Consider the following 15203-nt stretch of genomic DNA (forward strand, 5'->3'; position numbering starts at 1 on the left):
CCTTATGAAAAACAAGTGCATCATATTCCTTTTCTGCCATAGCATATTGCTGCTTGCAGCTTGCACCGGCGGTTTTGAGAACGACAACGAAATCAAGGGAGGTTTCTCGGACGACAAAAAGGAAATAGATTTCCAGAACCTGACTGCTCCATTCGAACCCATACAGTCGGGCATCTACTTCAATATAGGTTCTGTAGGCTTAAATTGGGTATGGCAGATGACACAATCCCTGAACCATGACATGTTCTCCGGCTACTTCATGGACCCTATTCCTAAATTCATGAAATCCAACGCCTGCTACAACCTGAACTCAGGCTGGACCAATGCCGCATGGCAATGTACTTACGGATATGTCTACACGGAGGTGCAGAAGGCAGAAAAGAACTTTTATGGCAATGACAACTTGAAAGGCTACCTCGGCATTACCGAAATTTTGAAAGTGGAACTGATGCACCGCATTGCCGATACATACGGTCCGCTGGTCTACCATCAACTGGGTGAGACACCCCGGGTTTACGGACAGCAAGAAGCCTATACACGCTTCTTTGCAGACCTGGACGAAGGGCAGCAATTGATAAGGGAATACCTGGACGAGGGCGGTGACAACAACAAATTCAAAGAGTATGATATGCTGACCAACGGCAAGACCTTGAAGGAGTGGTTAAAGTTTGCCAACTCACTACGTTTGCGCCTTGCCATGCGCATCTCCAATGTAGATGCAACACTTGCCAAAGACCAAGCAACCAAAGCACTGAATGACAATCAAGGTGTACTGGAAGGTGCAAGGGAAACCATCGCTGTAATGGGCAAGAACTATATCAATCCTTTGTGTGCCGTTGCCGGTTGGGGTGAAGTCTACATGAATGCCTCGATGGAATCCATTGTCAACGGTTATGAGGACCCGCGTGGCAAGAAATGGTATAACACCGCCCTTCTCGAAGGTTATCAAAAACAGTTGTTAGGCATTCCCATCGGCTTACCCATGAAAGACGGTGACGCCAACATTTACAGTTTTTGCTCTTCCCTCAACACAAGTACCATCGGCGAAAAGACCGGAGCCGTATTGATGAGTGCGGCGGAAGTCTGGCTGCTCAGGGCCGAAGCAGCCCTCCGCGGCTATACCAAAGAGAATCCCCGCACATGCTATGAATACGGGGTAAGTACTTCATTTACACAGTGGGACTGTGCTGGTGCCTCCGAATATCTGGAAAGCGACAAAACCCCTGCCGATTATAAAGATGTAGTCTCGGGCGGTAAGGTAGGCAAGGACATGAAAGCCTTGATTACCATATCCCCCAAATGGGAAGAAGATGCAGACATAGAGACGAAACTCGAAAAGATTATTACCCAGAAGTGGCTGGCATGCTGGCCCGAAAGTTATGAGGCATGGGCTGAGCAACGCCGTACCGGATACCCCAAACTTTTCAAGGTCCAAAACAACACCGGAAAAGTGATTGATACGGATATCATGATCCGCCGCCTTCCGTTCTCGACGGACGCCGCCACTGCCGACCCGGCACAATACGCCACCCTCACGGAAAAACTGGGTGGCGCAGATAACGGCGCCACCCGCCTTTGGTGGGATACGGGGAAAAACTCTTTCTAGAACAGACTCCACGCAACCGTAAGCCCTGCCATCACAATGGCTACCATGCTCATCAGCTTGATTAGGATATTCAAGCTCGGACCGGATGTGTCCTTGAACGGGTCTCCTACGGTGTCACCCACGACTGTAGCCTTGTGGACTTCACTGCCTTTGCCGCCAAAGTTGCCTTCTTCCACATACTTTTTGGCATTATCCCATGCACCACCGGCATTTGCCATGAAGATGGCAAGCACGAAACCACTGCTCAATCCGCCAATCAGCAGGCCGAGCACACCGGGAACACCGAAAATAAGTCCCGTCGCAATCGGAGCAATGATAGCTATCAGTGACGGAATCACCATCTCGCGTTGCGCCCCTTTCGTCGAGATTGCCACACAACGCTCATAATCAGGCTCCGTTTCTCCCGTAAGGATTCCCTTGATTTCGCGGAACTGGCGGCGCACTTCGTCTACCATATGGGCCGCTGCACGCCCTACCGCATTCATCGTCAATCCACAGAAAAGAAATGCCATCATCGAGCCCAGAAACATACCGGAAAGAACTTTCGGATTCATCAGCGTCACATCGTAGTGATGCATAAAGTCGAAGAAAGTGGCATCTTGAAGAGCCACGGCATCGCCATGAGGAAGCGACAGTTCGGTAGTCCCGAGGCGGGTCAGCCCGATACGGATTTCCTCGACATAAGAGGCCAGCAAAGCCAATCCCGTCAAAGCGGCGGAACCGATGGCAAAGCCTTTGCCCGTAGCGGCTGTAGTATTGCCCAAGGAGTCAAGCGCATCGGTACGCTTACGCACCTCTTCACCCAGACCGGACATTTCCGCATTGCCACCCGCGTTGTCAGCTATCGGTCCGTAAGCATCTGTAGCAAGCGTGATGCCCAATGTAGAAAGCATACCTACTGCGGCAATGCCAATACCATAGAGCCCCAGACCCACATTAGAGAAGTCGAAGCCCGAAGCAAAGAGATAAGAAGCAATGATACCTATCACCACGGCAATCACCGGAATAGCCGTAGAAAGCATTCCCAAGCCTATACCGGAAATTATGACTGTCGCCGGACCGGTCTTTCCGCTTTCACTCAGCTTTTGGGTAGGACGGTAGGATTGGGAAGTATAGTACTCCGTAGACCGCCCGATGATGATACCTACTATCAAACCCACTATCACGGAGCAGGAAATCCACAGCCAGTTGTCCAACTTCAGCAACCACAGGATAAAGAAAGTGGCGACAACTATCAAAATAGAGCTGAGATTAGTACCGAAAGCCAGTGAGTTCAGCAAGTCCTTCATCTTCGCATTCTCTTTGGTACGCACGGAGAAGATACCGATAATGGAAAGCAATATTCCGACGGCTGCAATCAGCATCGGAACGATTACGGCCTTGAACTGCATCAGCGTATCACCCGAGTGGATAAAAGCCGCAGCACCGAGGGCAGCCGTAGCAAGGATAGAACCGCAATAACTTTCGTACAAATCAGCCCCCATACCTGCCACGTCGCCTACATTGTCGCCTACATTATCCGCAATCGTGGCAGGATTACGCGGGTCGTCTTCGGGGATACCGGCTTCCACCTTTCCCACAAGGTCGGCACCTACATCGGCAGCTTTTGTATAGATACCGCCACCTACGCGTGCAAACAATGCCTGCGTGGAAGCGCCCATACCGAAAGTCAGCATGGTAGTGGTAATGATGCAGAGTTTATGGGTGGGAGTCATTACATCTTCCGGAATTACAGCATTCAGCAACAGATACCAGAAAGATATATCAAGCAAGCCAAGGCCAACCACTACCAGTCCCATCACCGCACCGCTACGGAAAGCCACGCGTAGTCCGGCATTCAGCGATGTGCGTGCCGCATTGGCAGTGCGAGCCGATGCGTAGGTGGCCGTCTTCATACCCAAAAAGCCGGAAAGTCCGGAAAAGAATCCTCCGGTAAGGAAAGCAATCGGCACCCAGGAGTTCTGCACTCCGAAACCGTATGCCATAATGGAGAAAAGGATAACCAGCCCCAGAAATACCCAGCCCACAATCTTGTATTGTTGGCGAAGGTAAGACATAGCACCTTTGCGCACAGCAGCGGCAATCTTAATCATCTGAGGCGTACCCTCACTCTCTTTCATCATCTGACGATGGAAATACCAGGCAAAACAAAGTGCCATAATAGAAGCGGCTGGAACCAGCCAGAATAGGATTTGGTCCATAGCATTTATTCGTATTAAAAGGTTGAACGAAAGCCTAAAAATATTGATTTGAAACGAAATAAGCAAATGAAAAAGAAAAGAAATCCAAGCAAGCATGTATTTATACTGGCGAATAAAACAACAAGCAGTACCCTTTTTTACCTATTTTTTGTATTTAATGAGAAGAATAGAGCACATATAGATATATATTACAACTTTTATAGTACCTTTGCAACAAGTAAACAAGCTAAAAACAAAGGCATTATGAAACCAATCTATTCTAACCTAACATGCAAGATGCTGGCTTTGACATTATGCAGCATTATGCTGGCATTCCTATCCATAGGATGCGAACATGACGTCTACAATCCCAATAATGGAAAAGACGATGAGAAGACTCCCAACTCTTTTGATTTTTCTACGACATCTTCCATCCAAGTAAACGTAAAGTATGATGTCCCCGAAGGCTATAAAGTACTTTTTGAAATCTATCTTGAAGACCCGTTCACGATTGACAAAGATGGCCAGATTATAAAACGCACAGACCTGGAACCGGTCATCAGACGCATGACAGACGGTAACGGTGCATATAGCGGCAAGGAAATCATCAATTCGGACCATGGGGACGAAGCATATATCTATACTTCTTATATAGGGGTCCCCACCCTCTTCAAAACAGTTATTGCAGGAGATGCCATTACTGCCGACATCAAATGGGATTCCACCGATGATAATCCGCAAACACGGGCGGAGGGATGGCAGGCACCCAAAGGATACCATGTATTAGGAACATGGAGCTCCAAAGGATATCCTCATTATTTAGACACAGACAACAAAATCACAATTCCCGGTGATGTATTGACAATCATCAATACGACCTTGAAGGAAGGAGGCACATGCCCTAAGCAATACCGACAAGCCATAGATTTTGAAATCAATGATCCGGAAGGGCGCAATGCGGAAGTATCCATCCGGATAATTGGAGGAACCAGCGGTGCAGCGAGCGCCTTTGGCTATTATTGCTATAGGGCAGACGCATCTTTAAGTGAAATTAAAAAAGCCCCCAAATGCATTGTTTTTCCAAACACTCTGATGGATAATTATTATAATAAAAAGGCTTCCGGACTACAAGGCGGTGAAAGTGTAAAGCTTCATTACATAGACCCCGACGGAGTGGACCAAGGCACCGTATTTCCCAATGGAGTAAAAATCGGATGGTTCCTATTGAATGACAGCTTCTATGGCGGAAACAATAAGCCTTTCTACTCTACTACAAAGCTGAATGGGGACGGCCGTACACATACAGCTGCATTCCGCATCGATGATTTTGTCGTATTGTCCTTTGAAGATTGGACAGACCAAGACTATAATGATATACAATTCAACGTATGGTCCAACCCCATCGAAGCCATCATCAATCCGGATATTCCTGATATCAAACCTGACGGTGGCAACGAGGATAAGAAATACAGTCTGGAATACAAAGGAATCATCGCTTTCGAAGATAATTGGCCCAGAAAGGGTGACTATGACTTGAATGATGTTATTGTAAAATACCAGTCCGTATTGAACTTCAATGATGCCAATCAGGTCCTTTCTACAGAAGACACCTATGAGTTGCTTTGGTCCGGTGCCACTTTCAAAAATGGTTTCGCTTACCAACTGAATACAGAACGCAGCAATATGTCAACTGAAATATTGGAAGCCCCCACAAGTTTCAACGGACAAGGACTGGATACAGACCTTTCCAAAGCTACCGTCAATGTATTTCTAAGTGCGCTCGATGTAACAGAGAGAAATACAAAAACCGCTACATATAAGATAAAGAACACCTTCAAGACTCCACTATCACACGAAACGCTTGGAATTCCCCCTTATAATCCATTCATCATGGTACATGACGAATTGAAAGAATCACGCATCGAAGTGCATTTGGTCAACTATCCTCCTACTGAAAAGGCAGACATGGCTCTATTCCATACCGAAGAGGATTTGTCCTCTGTACCGACAAGCTATTATGTAGCCAATGGCAACTATCCTTTTGCCATTCATCTAAGTGGAGCCACAAACTTCAATACTCCTGAAACCCAGCCGATAGACAAGAGCTTTGAACATTTTATGGATTGGGTCAATTCCAATGGAACAGATTATAAGGATTGGTACAAATAACCGATAAAAGATACTCCTTATAAAGAAAATGGCAACCATTCACAGGGTTGCCATTTCTTATATCTTCCTATGTTGTAATATAGTAGAGCGAACTTATTCCACCGTTACAGCCGTACCGCATGCCGTAACCATCAACATGCTGCCACTGCCTCCTACCGTTTCATAGTCCAAGTCTACACCAATCACGGCATTGGCACCCATAGCACGGGCATGTTCTTGCATCTCGCGCAAGGCTATATCTTTAGCTTCGCGCAGCACTTCTTCATAAGAGCCACTTCGCCCACCCACCACGTCGCGGATGCTGGCAAAGAAATCGCGGAATACATTGGCACCGATAATCGTTTCACCGGAAACGATGCCATAATAGCGGGTGATACGTCCACCCTCAATAGTCGGGGTTGTTGTTACTAACATAATTCATTTTTTTAGTTGTTGACATATTAGACGCAAGGAATGAAAGAAAGGTTGCAAAGCTTTGCTTTGGTCAGAACATCCGGCTGACACGAACTATACCTGCCACCAGCACATCTATCTCCTCCCGGGTATTGTAAAGCCCGAAAGATGCACGCACTGTTCCTTCGATGCCAAGACGCTGCATCAATGGTTGGGCACAGTGATGTCCCGTGCGTACGGCAATGCCAAGACGGTCGAGCAATGTACCCATATCAAAATGATGGATATCACCTACCAGAAACGATATGACACTACCCTTGTCTTCTGCCTCGCCGAAGATACGCATACCGGGAATCTCTTTCAGCCGTTGCATGGCATACTGGGTCAATTCGTGTTCATAGGCGGCAATCTTGTCCATCCCAACCAGCGAAACGTAGTCCAAAGCTTTGGCAAGTCCGGTAGTACCGATATAATCCGGCGTACCGGCTTCAAACTTGAAGGGCAATTCATTGAAGGTAGTCTTTTCAAAAGATACATGCTGAATCATCTCTCCACCGCCCTGATAGGGAGGTATCCTATCCAGCCACCCCTCTTTACCATAAAGCACCCCTACCCCCGTAGGACCATACACCTTGTGCGCGGAGAAAACGAAGAAATCGGCATCCAGATCCTGCACATCTACCGGCATGTGGGGAATGGACTGGGCACCGTCCACAAGCACCGGAACACCCTGCTCATGGGCAAAAGCAATCATCTCCTTGACGGGATTGACCGTACCCAGCACATTGGAAACATGCGCCACACTGACAATCCTGGTACGTTCGGAGAACAACTGCCTATATTCGTCCAATAAGAGTTCGCCCTTGTCATTCATCGGAATCACCTTGATGGTAATTCCACGCTTGGCGGCAAGCAGCTGCCAGGGAACAATGTTGCTATGGTGTTCCATCACAGAAAGAATCACCTCATCCCCCTCCTGCATAAATTCCTCACCAAAGCTGGAGACAAGCAGGTTGATACTCTCCGTCGTACCACGGGTGAAGACAATCTCATTCGTGCTGCGAGCATTGATGAAACGTCTCACCGTCTCACGCGAGGCCTCGTGCAGCTCTGTAGCCTGCTGCGACAGGAAGTGCACTCCGCGATGCACATTGGCATTCACCGAATAATATTCGTCCGTAATGGCATTTACTACCTGGCGAGGTTTCTGCGTAGTCGCGCCGTTGTCCAGATAGACCAACGGCTTGCCATATACCTCACGGGAAAGGATAGGGAAATCAGCTCGAAGCCTCTCCCCCAGCCCCTCTCCCATAGGGAGGGGAGCCAAGATACTACTCTTATTTATATCGTTGTTCATAATGAATCGAAATTATAAGCTATCACTTGCAGATGGCGCACCCCTGGCATTTGTTCAGTTCCCCCCGGAAACGCTTCTCTACCAGCAGATGCAGACGGTCTTTCAAAGCATCCAAACGGATGGTGTCGATAACTTCGTTGACAAAAGCGAACATCAGCAGCAGGCGCGCCTCGCGCACCGGAATACCACGCTGCCGCATATAGAAGAGAGCGCTTTCATCGAGCTGCCCCACCGTAGCGCCGTGACTGCACTTCACGTCATCTGCATAAATCTCCAGCTGAGGCTGGGTGTACATATGTGCATCTCGGGTGGCACAAAGATTGCGGTTGGTCTGTTGCGAACTGGTGTGCTGTGCGTCAGGGCGCACTAAAACCAGACCGGCAAAGGCACCTACAGCCTGCTCGTCAAGGACATACTTATAAAGCTCATTGCTGGTACAGTTGGGCACGGCATGGTCGATTGTCGTATGATTGTCCACATGCTGATTCTTGTCTGCAATGGCCATACCGCACAGATTCAGCTCCGCATGTTCACCAGCAAGCGTCACACGGGTTGTATTCCGTGTAGTTCCGTTGTGCAAGGTCATACCATTCAGCAATACATTACTATTGGCTTCCTGCCTTACATACATATTGCTGATACGTACCGTACTGGTGTGTGTCTCTTCGAGTTCATAAAAATCGAAAATGGCATTCTCACCGGCAAAGATTTCTATCACCTGCGTTGCCAGGAAGTTCACGCCGTCCATCGCATGGTCACACACCAACAAGCGGGCTTGTGCACCCTCCTCCAGAATAATCAGCACACGGCGGTTCACCATAAAATTGACGTCACCACGCAGGATATTCACCAGCTGAATAGGTTTCTCTACCACCACGTTCTTAGGAACATAAAACAGAACGCCGTCTTGTGCAAAAGCGGTGTTGAACGCCGTCACCCCATCCTCTGCCGTATCAGCCAACTTGCCATAATATTTCTTCACCAAATCGGGATGTTTCTCGGCCACCTCCTTCAGGCTGCCGAAGATAACCCCTTCAGGCAGATGGGACTTGGGCAAAGCCCTGCCATAAAAAGCATCGTTCACCACAAAATAAAGAGCAGTGCTCATATTGGGAACATCGCACTTGAACACTTCATAAGGATTCACCGGAATTTCCAACCGGTTCAAGTTCAAGCCATAATCCGGCTCAAAGAACTTGCTGATATCCGTATATTTGTATTTCTCCTCCTTACGGGTGGGAAAGCCCAAGCGCTCAAAGTCAGCAAAAGCAGCGGCACGCGGAGCATTCAGCACCTCGGCACTATGCCGGCATATCATCGCCTCCGTTTGGGAGAAAAGGTCTATGTATTGTTGCTCTACACTCATGTTTTCAGATTATGAGTTTATAATTCACCTGCTTCTTTCCTTATCCAATCGAAGCCACGTGTTTCAATCTCCTTCGCCAATTCCGGTCCACCGGTCTTTACGATACGTCCACCCAGCAGTACATGTACCGTATCGGGTTTGATATAGTCCAACAACCGCTGGTAGTGGGTAATGACCATAGCACTGGTTTCCGCAGTCTTGAGTTTGTTGAAACCGTCGGCCACAATACGCAAAGCATCCACATCCAATCCGGAATCCGTCTCGTCCAAAATAGCAAAAGTCGGTTCCAACATCGCCATCTGGAATATCTCGTTACGCTTCTTTTCACCGCCGCTGAAACCTTCGTTCACGCTACGGTTGGCCAGCTTGTTGTCCAACTCCACAATGGCACGCTTCTCGCGCATCAGCTTCAGGAACTCACTGGCCGACAAAGCAGGCAGATGGCGGTACTTGCGTTGCTCATTCACAGCCGCACGCATGAAGTTCACCATCGACACGCCCGGAATCTCTACCGGAGCCTGGAAAGAAAGAAAGATTCCTTCATGTGCACGGTCCTCAGGACTCATGGCAAGCAAGTCCTTGCCATTAAAGGTAATTGAGCCGCGCGTCACTTCGTAAGCAGGATGGCCAACCAACACATTACTCAACGTACTTTTACCAGCACCGTTCTGTCCCATCAGTGCATGTACTTCTCCATCACGTATGGTCAAGTTGATGCCTTTCAATATTTCTTTGCCATTGATGCTGGCATGCAGGTCTTTTATCTCTAACATCTTTATATTTACTATTTGACTATTTACAATTTACTATTTATAAATCACCCCACGCTTCCTTCCAGCGAAATGGCAAGCAATTTCTGCGCTTCTACGGCAAACTCCATCGGAAGTTTATTCAAAACTTCTTTGGCATAACCGTTCACAATCAGCCCCACGGCATCTTCCGTAGAAATACCGCGCTGATTGCAGTAGAATATCTGGTCCTCACTGATTTTGCTGGTAGTGGCCTCATGCTCCACGATGGCCGTTTCATTGTGAATATCCATGTAGGGGAAAGTATGCGCGCCGCATTTGTCACCAAGTAGCAAGGAGTCGCACTGGCTGTAATTACGAGCATTGTCCGCTTTCTGTGCCACGCGCACCAAGCCGCGGTAAGAGTTTTCGCTCTTTCCGGCAGAAATGCCTTTGCTCACAATGGTGCTCCGGGTATTCTTGCCCAGATGAATCATCTTTGTTCCCGTGTCTGCCTGCTGATGGTTATTGGTTACTGCCACACTATAGAACTCCGCTGTCGAATTGTCGCCGGAAAGGATGCAAGACGGATACTTCCAGGTAATGGCCGAACCTGTTTCCACTTGCGTCCAAGACAGTTTACTGTCCACCCCTTTACAATGGCCACGCTTCGTCACAAAGTTATAGACACCACCCCGGCCCTCGGCATCACCGGGATACCAGTTCTGCACGGTGCTGTATTTCACTTCTGCACGGTCGTGCACCACAATTTCCACAATGGCCGCGTGCAACTGGTTCTCGTCACGCATCGGAGCCGTACACCCTTCCAGATAAGAAACGTACGAATCATCATCCGCCACAATCAAGGTTCTTTCGAACTGCCCCGTATTGCGGGCATTGATGCGGAAATAGGTGGACAACTCCATCGGACAACGTACCCCCTTCGGGATATAGACAAAAGAACCGTCGGAGAACACCGCCGAGTTCAGTGCCGCAAAGAAGTTGTCACGATAAGGCACCACCGAACCGAGATATTTCTGTACCAAGTCGGGATGCTCGCGTACAGCCTCGCTGAACGAGCAGAAGATGATTCCTTTCTCCATCAGCGTCTCCTTGAAGGTAGTCTTTACAGACACCGAGTCCATAACGGCATCCACAGCCATACCGCTTAACGCCATCTGTTCTTCCAGCGGAATGCCCAGCTTATTGAAAGTCTTTATCAACTCAGGGTCCACCTCATCCATGCTTTTCGGTCCTTCCTTCTTCTTCGTAGGGTCGGCATAGTAGGATATGGCCTGATAATCTATTTCGGGAATGCGGAGATGTGCCCATGTAGGCATCTCCAATGTCAGCCAGTGGCGATATGCCTTCAGGCGGAACTCCAGCAACCATTCCGGTTCTCCCTTCTTCTCAGAGATAAGCCGCACTACATCTTCATTCAGCCCGCGCTCAATGATGTCTGTATGCACGTCGGTCGTGAAACCGTACTTATACTTCTCCTGAGTGAGTTCCTTTACATATTTATTGGGTTCTTCTTGTTGCATCACTTCTATAATTACAAATTATGAATTACAAAATCACGGTTCACGGTATCAGTCAAAGTCTCCGTTTACAATCTGCTCCGTAACCGCCTTTGCCGCGGGAAAGAATATCCCGGCAAACTCTTCCATAGGATAATATAACACTGATTCTTTCTTTTTTGTTTTGCTAATCAGCGTATTGTCTCCGTCTATAAATTCGATGACACCAATCAGCAGGCTCGTCAGCAGGAGGTACTTCAAAGCCCCTAGACCAGCCCCCAACCAATGATTGAGCCAGCCCAGCGAGACGGCCTCCATTGCCCGGGTCAGCAGAGAAGCCACCAGGGAGAAGAGCAAGGGAACAGCCAGCCAGATGAGGACAAATGCCAGTACTTGCGCCACTGTCATAGAGTCTGTCAACATGGGGCACAGCTTCACTGCCAACGAGGCATACAAAGCCTTTGCCGCCAGCAGACCGACAATCAGCCCCAGCAGAGAGGCCAATTGCTTCACAAAACCTTTCATGAAGCCGATGATTGCGCCCAAGCCGAAAGCAGCCAATATGATGATATCTATAATTGCCATAAAATTAATGTACCAATGTGACAATATGCTAATGTGCCAATATGCTAATGGGTCAATGAGCAAATAACTAATATGCAAAATGTGCCAATTGCCCTGCGGCATTTTCTGTACGCGCAGCCAATTGGCACATTAGCATATTTGTACATTATTCAATTATAATGTTTGCTTCACTTCTATTTCTTCGTAAGATTCGATAATATCGCCCACCTTGATGTCGTTGCAGTTTGTCAGGCTGATACCGCACTCGAAATTGGTACCTACCTCCTTCACGTCGTCCTTGAAGCGCTTCAGGGCATTGATGGCACCCGTAAAGATTACGATACCGTCGCGTATCAAACGGGCCTTGTCGCTGCGTTTCACCTTTCCGGTCTTGACCATGGCACCTGCCACCAGTCCCACCTTCGTGATGTTGAACACTTCGCGCACCTCGATGGTTGCCGTTATCTGCTCCTTCAATGTCGGTGCCAGCATACCTTCCATGGCAGCCTTCACCTCTTCGATGGCATCGTAGATGACGGAGTACTTGCGGATATCCACACCCTCCTGCTCTGCCATCTTGGCGGCAGCACCCGAAGGACGTACCTGGAAACCGACGATAATCGCATCCGAAGCGGCAGCCAGCGAGACATCCGATTCGGAAATCTGACCGACACCCTTGTGGATTACGTTTACCTGCACCTGCTCCGTAGACAGCTTGATTAAAGAGTCGCTCAACGCTTCCACAGAACCGTCCACGTCACCCTTCACAATCACGTTCAGCTCATGGAAGTCACCCAGCGCCAGACGGCGGCCCACTTCGTCGAGCGTCAGCATCTTCTGCGTACGCAAACCTTGTTCACGCTGCAACTGTTCGCGTTTGTTGGCAATCTCGCGTGCTTCCTGCTCCGTTTCGATTACGTGGAACGTGTCGCCAGCAGCAGGTGCACCGTTCAAGCCCAATATCAGGGCAGGTGTAGAAGGACCAGCCTCCTGCATGCGTTGGTTACGCTCATTGAACATAGCCTTCACCTTACCGTAGCTGGTACCCGCCAGCACGATGTCGCCCATTTTCAAGGTACCGTTGGAAACGAGTACCGTAGCCACATAGCCACGACCCTTATCCAATGAGGACTCGATAATGGAACCGGTAGCACGGCGGTTCGGGTTTGCTTTCAACTCCAGCATTTCTGCTTCGAGCAGCACTTTCTCCATCAACTCGGGTACACCGATACCCTTTTTGGCAGAGATATCTTGCGACTGATACTTACCGCCCCACTCTTCCACCAAGAAGTTCATGGCAGCCAGCTCTTCCTTAATCTTGTCGGGGTTGGCAGTCGGTTTATCAATCTTATTGATTGCAAATACAATAGGAACACCCGCAGCCATGGCATGGTTGATGGCTTCCTTTGTCTGCGGCATCACGTTGTCGTCAGCAGCCACAATGATGATGGCAATATCCGTAGCTTTGGCACCACGGGCACGCATGGCGGTAAACGCCTCGTGGCCCGGAGTATCGAGGAATGTAATCTTACGTCCGTCGTCCAGCGACACGTGGTAGGCACCGATGTGCTGTGTGATACCACCCGCTTCACCGGCAATCACATTCGCCTTACGGATATAGTCGAGCAATGAAGTCTTACCGTGGTCTACGTGACCCATCACCGTTACAATCGGAGCGCGAGGTTCCAAATCTTCCTCATCATCCTCTTCCTCTACGATGGCCTGCGCCACTTCTGCGCTTACATATTCTGTCTTGAAGCCGAATTCCTCAGCCACCAAGTTGATGGTCTCGGCATCCAGACGCTGGTTGATGGATACCATCATACCAATGCTCATACAAGTGGCGATGACCTGAGTAACAGAAACATCCATCATGCTTGCCAACTCGTTGGCCGTCACGAATTCCGTAATCTTCAGTACCTTGCTTTCTGCCATTTCCATGTCTTCCAATTCCTGCATACGGCTGGAAGCCATGTCACGTTTTTCCTTACGATACTTGGCACCTTTGTTCTTTCCTTTGGAAGTGAGGCGTGCCAAAGTTTCCTTTACCTGCTTTGCTACATCTTCCTCGCTAACCTCCTGCTTGATGACCGGCTTCTTGAAGCGGTCCTTATTGCGGTTGCGGTTATTATTGGCATTGTTTCCACCAGGCTGGTTTCCACCTTGCGGGCGGGCCCCCTGACCTTGCTGGGCACCTGCGTGTCCACGGTCGTTGCCACCACGCTGGAAGTTGGAAGCATTGTTGATGTCCACTTTCTCCTTATTGATACGGACACGTTTCTTCTTGCCGTTGGCATCGCCGGCAGCGGTATCCTTCAACTTGCTGTCATCACGGCGGATTTCCTTGATGATAGCTTCCTTCATCTGCTTCTTCTGATCCTGGCGAATCTTTTCCTTCTCTTCACGCTCCTTGCGTTTCTCCTCTTTCGATTTCTTCTTCGGGCGTGTGGATTGGTTCAGAGCCGCCAAGTCTATCTGTCCGATGACATTAATCTTCGAAACAAACTCAGGCTGATGTATCTTGAAGATTTCTTCTCCTTCTTCTTTCCCCTCTTTTTCAACCGGTGCTTCTTCAGCCACCGGTACGGGAGCAGGCGCTTCTATCATTTCTTCCTTTTTAGATTCTTGTTGAGCCTCTACAACCGGAGCAGGCTCTTCCTTGACAACGGGTTGTGGCTGCGGTTCCGAAACGGGCTGCGGCTCGGACTCAGATGCCGGCTGTACCTCCGGTTGCGGCTGTGGTTCCGGTTGGGGAGCAGGAGCAGGTTCCGGTTTCGGCGTTTCTACAACTGCCGGTTCCTCCACCTTCTTCTCCTCTACCGCTTTTTCCGCTTCTTTCTCTTTTTCCTGAGCAGGAGCAGGTCTACGGTTCAGTTTGTCCAAATCAATCTTGCCTACCGGCTTGAACTTCGGACGTGCGTCTTCCGGAACAACCGTCTTAATCTCCTCGGGCTTCGCTTTCTCCTGCGTTTCCCTATAGCCGTCAATAGACACGGACGCCTTGTTGCGGTCCTTGCTCTGACGTTCCTGGCTGAAACGCTCCGACTTTATCTTAAGGTCCTTATCTGTACTAAACTCCTTTTTGAGCAGTTCGAACTGTTCATCCGTAATTTTTGTGTTCGGATTTGCCTCAACGGTAAATCCCTTCTTTTGCAGGAACTCGACAGCCGTCGTAATCCCTACATTTAAATCTCTTGTTACTTTGTTTAACCTTATCGTCATCAATTTTTTCTATTTACGATTTAACCATTTACGATTTACGATTGATAATACTCGGAGCGGAACGACTTACATTTACAATCAAACTCTAATCGTAAATC

The 15203-nt window shown here is 48.8% G+C and carries 10 protein-coding genes; 2 read left to right on the forward strand and 8 right to left on the reverse strand.

Annotation, left to right across the window (positions count from 1 at the left end; all coding sequences use genetic code 11):
* Window positions 1-4 precede the first annotated feature (4 nt).
* Complete coding sequence (locus tag ACESTD_RS06285) at window positions 5-1606, forward strand: SusD/RagB family nutrient-binding outer membrane lipoprotein (protein ID WP_005824376.1); 1602 nt, start codon at window positions 5-7, stop codon at window positions 1604-1606.
* Here ACESTD_RS06285 and ACESTD_RS06290 read toward each other — a convergent pair.
* Window positions 1603-3807: a sodium-translocating pyrophosphatase gene (locus tag ACESTD_RS06290; protein WP_005833687.1), complete on the reverse strand. Its 2205-nt coding sequence runs from the start codon at window positions 3805-3807 to the stop codon at window positions 1603-1605. The two genes, ACESTD_RS06285 and ACESTD_RS06290, sit on opposite strands and share 4 nt — an antisense overlap.
* 66 nt (window positions 3808-3873) lie before the next feature.
* Between ACESTD_RS06290 and ACESTD_RS06295 the strand changes: the two genes are divergently transcribed.
* Complete coding sequence (locus ACESTD_RS06295) at window positions 3874-5955, forward strand: LruC domain-containing protein (RefSeq protein WP_118274163.1); 2082 nt, start codon at window positions 3874-3876, stop codon at window positions 5953-5955.
* A 93-nt stretch (window positions 5956-6048) separates the two neighbouring features.
* Here the strand turns inward: ACESTD_RS06295 and ACESTD_RS06300 are convergent, their stop codons facing one another.
* From ACESTD_RS06300 to infB, 7 genes are all read right to left on the reverse strand, one after another.
* The gene (locus ACESTD_RS06300) at window positions 6049-6369 is read right to left on the reverse strand and encodes a heavy metal-binding domain-containing protein (protein ID WP_005824368.1); all 321 of its coding nucleotides are present in this window, start codon (window positions 6367-6369) and stop codon (window positions 6049-6051) included.
* A gap of 70 nt (window positions 6370-6439) precedes the next feature.
* A complete protein-coding gene (locus tag ACESTD_RS06305; RefSeq protein ID WP_008661986.1) occupies window positions 6440-7660 on the reverse strand; it encodes a cysteine desulfurase in 1221 nt (406 codons plus the stop codon).
* Between the two features lie 67 nt (window positions 7661-7727).
* The gene (gene sufD, locus ACESTD_RS06310; RefSeq protein WP_022401832.1) at window positions 7728-9071 is read right to left on the reverse strand and encodes a Fe-S cluster assembly protein SufD; all 1344 of its coding nucleotides are present in this window, start codon (window positions 9069-9071) and stop codon (window positions 7728-7730) included.
* A 17-nt stretch (window positions 9072-9088) separates the two neighbouring features.
* The gene (gene sufC / locus ACESTD_RS06315) at window positions 9089-9844 is read right to left on the reverse strand and encodes a Fe-S cluster assembly ATPase SufC (RefSeq protein ID WP_005824362.1); all 756 of its coding nucleotides are present in this window, start codon (window positions 9842-9844) and stop codon (window positions 9089-9091) included.
* Window positions 9845-9888: 44 nt separating this feature from the next.
* Complete coding sequence (gene sufB, locus ACESTD_RS06320) at window positions 9889-11343, reverse strand: Fe-S cluster assembly protein SufB (RefSeq protein WP_005824359.1); 1455 nt, start codon at window positions 11341-11343, stop codon at window positions 9889-9891.
* A 48-nt stretch (window positions 11344-11391) separates the two neighbouring features.
* On the reverse strand, window positions 11392-11904 hold the full coding sequence (locus tag ACESTD_RS06325) for a CvpA family protein (RefSeq protein WP_151852307.1): 513 nt from the start codon (window positions 11902-11904) through the stop codon (window positions 11392-11394).
* A 153-nt stretch (window positions 11905-12057) separates the two neighbouring features.
* Window positions 12058-15105: a translation initiation factor IF-2 gene (gene infB / locus ACESTD_RS06330; RefSeq protein WP_005824356.1), complete on the reverse strand. Its 3048-nt coding sequence runs from the start codon at window positions 15103-15105 to the stop codon at window positions 12058-12060.
* Window positions 15106-15203 lie beyond the last annotated feature (98 nt).

It is taken from the genome of Bacteroides sp. AR20, from assembly GCF_964250605.1.
GTDB classification, from domain to species: domain Bacteria; phylum Bacteroidota; class Bacteroidia; order Bacteroidales; family Bacteroidaceae; genus Bacteroides; species Bacteroides uniformis.